This window comes from Nocardioides abyssi, assembly GCF_030412915.1.
Taxonomy (GTDB): Bacteria; Actinomycetota; Actinomycetes; order Propionibacteriales; family Nocardioidaceae; genus Nocardioides; species Nocardioides abyssi.
Map to the genome: position 1 here is coordinate 1 of NZ_JAUHJR010000344.1, position 205 is coordinate 205.

General features: G+C 76.1%; 1 protein-coding gene. It reads left to right on the plus strand.

The annotated features are described in order from the left end of the window. Positions 1-205: hypothetical protein (locus QWY29_RS20945; RefSeq protein WP_300963125.1), on the plus strand; the 205-nt coding region annotated here is incomplete at both ends.

Genomic DNA, 205 nt, shown 5'->3' on the forward strand with positions numbered 1-205 from the left:
GGACTGTGGGCGGTGACCGCGTTCGGCGGGGCCTACATGTTCAGCTTCACCCTCGGCGCGGCCCGGTCGCGCGCGACCGCCGAGCCCGGGCCGCTTCCCTCGAAGCTGCCGCCGCTGGCGCGGTTCGTGCACCCGCTCTTCGGGCTCGCGGGCCTGGCGCGGTGGATCGCCTACCTCGCCGCCGGCCAGCAGTCGCTGGCGTGGA